Source organism: Chamaesiphon sp. OTE_20_metabat_361, assembly GCF_031364565.1.
In genome coordinates this window covers 1-1,821 of record NZ_JANLWO010000140.1, presented here as the reverse complement: position 1 = coordinate 1,821, position 1,821 = coordinate 1, and the positions used below count along the sequence as shown (strand labels likewise).

At 45.2% G+C, this 1,821-nt stretch carries 2 protein-coding genes and 1 pseudogene; all 3 read left to right on the top strand.

Features of this window, described 5'->3' with window-relative positions; genetic code table 11:
• Nucleotides 1-153 (top strand): annotated as a pseudogene (locus RMO35_RS25170) (septum site-determining protein MinC); the annotation flags it as partial.
• Between the two features lie 240 nt (nt 154-393).
• Nucleotides 394-1,194 carry a septum site-determining protein MinD gene (gene minD / locus RMO35_RS04000; RefSeq protein ID WP_309738719.1) on the top strand — a complete coding sequence of 267 codons (801 nt, stop codon included), beginning with the start codon at nt 394-396 and terminating at the stop codon, nt 1,192-1,194.
• A 364-nt stretch (nt 1,195-1,558) separates the two neighbouring features.
• On the top strand, nt 1,559-1,821 hold a 263-nt coding region (gene minE, locus RMO35_RS03995; protein WP_309738720.1), incomplete at its 3' end, for a cell division topological specificity factor MinE.

Sequence of the window (1,821 nt, the reverse complement as noted above, 5' to 3'; positions counted from 1 at the left end):
GCCCGCGCACCAGAGACACCACCCCCACAATTCGAGCCGGAAGTTGCCTATATTACCCCGCAAGGCATTCGGATCGCCCGCGCGAGCGATATCAAAACGACGCCCTATCTGCGCGAATTAGCGTTACCAGGATCTCACCAGCGAACTGAATAATCGTGTTCCTAAGTTGCTAAAATTGATAAATTCACAGCTTGCACCAGTACATAAGAATTAATAAAATAGCCTCTAAACTTACTCCTAAGTACTAAAACTATCCACTATTCACTATTCACTATTCACTACAACACTAGGAACTATGTTTTGATGCAAGATGTGAGTAAATTGATAAATACCCCCGATCTTCACCCATAATCAGTCTTTTATAATTAATAATAACTAATTTACAGATAATTCATGACTCGCATTATTGTAATTACTTCCGGTAAAGGCGGAGTGGGCAAAACCACTGTCACAGCCAACCTGGGCATGACTCTTGCCAAAATGGGGTATCGAGTTGCCCTGGTCGATGGCGATTTTGGGCTGCGAAATCTCGATTTATTGTTGGGATTGGAAAATCGCGTCGTGTACACCGCCGTCGAAGTCCTCGCAGGTGAATGTCGGCTCGATCAAGCTTTAGTCCGCGATAAACGTCAGCCGGGATTGGTATTGCTCCCAGCCACTCAAAATCGTAAAGCGGAGATGATTACCCCCAATCACATGAAATGGATGATCGGCGAACTCGCACCCCAATTTGATTTTGTGTTGATCGATAGTCCCGCAGGCATCGAAATGGGCTTCAAAAATGCGATCGCGGCGGCACAAGAAGCCCTAATTGTCACTACTCCCGAGATCTCTGCCGTCCGCGATGCCGATCGCGTCATCGGGTTACTTGAAGCTAGTAATATCAGTCCAGCGCGATTGATTGTCAATCGCTTGCGTCCGGCAATGGTGGAAGCTAGTGAAATGATGTCTGTCGAAGATGTCAGCGAAATTCTTGCCGTGCAACTGATTGGGGTAGTACCTGAAGACGAACGCGTGATTACTTCGACAAACCGAGGCGAACCATTAGTATTAGAAGCCAATACTACCTCCCGTGCCGCTCAAGCTTTTGATAATATCGCCCATCGACTGATTGGTGAAAAAACTCCCTACATGGATCTAGCTGTCGATCGGGATAATTTATTGACTCGACTGCGTAAAATCTTCACCAAATAGTAATCTAGCCAAAAGATCCTCGTTCGCTGGCACTCTCATGTAAATTTAGCTACATTAATTGCCGTTTTGGATGGCAAAAATGTCATCCAACTCGATCGAAAATACCAGTCAGATCGCACCAGAAATTTTCAGCTAGATCTTTTGTTGAAGGAGCAGCCGCATCTTGCTATAGTATTGGTATTTAGCTGGTAGTACTCCAACTTAAAAATACCGATCCCATATCGCTCGAATCGAGTCGATCGTCACTAAATATCTCAAGGCTGGGTCGGGAATTTTTTCATTAACTAATTGTCACCATGCTTTACCCCTCGACGACTTCATCATTTAGGTGCTAATTCCTTCTATCGACCGCAATACCATGACTATGATTAATGAATTTCTGGAGATGTTATTTCCCCGCGTCGCACATGAGCCGAGTCGGGATAGCGTCAAGCGACGGTTACAATTAGTAATCGCCCACGATCGCACCGATCTGAGTCCGCAAATGGTCGAGATGATGCGTCAAGAAATTCTGGAAGTCGTATCGCGTTATGTCGAAATCGATACTCAAGGATTAGATTTTTCACTAGAGAGCAATCAACGCGTTACCGCTCTAATTGCCAATTTACCCATTCGCAGAGTCAAAGA

Coding starts and splice junctions, on each gene's coding strand:
- minD (WP_309738719.1), top strand. CDS start 394: ATGACTCGCATTATTGTAATTACTTCCGGTAAAGGCGGAGTGGGCAAA.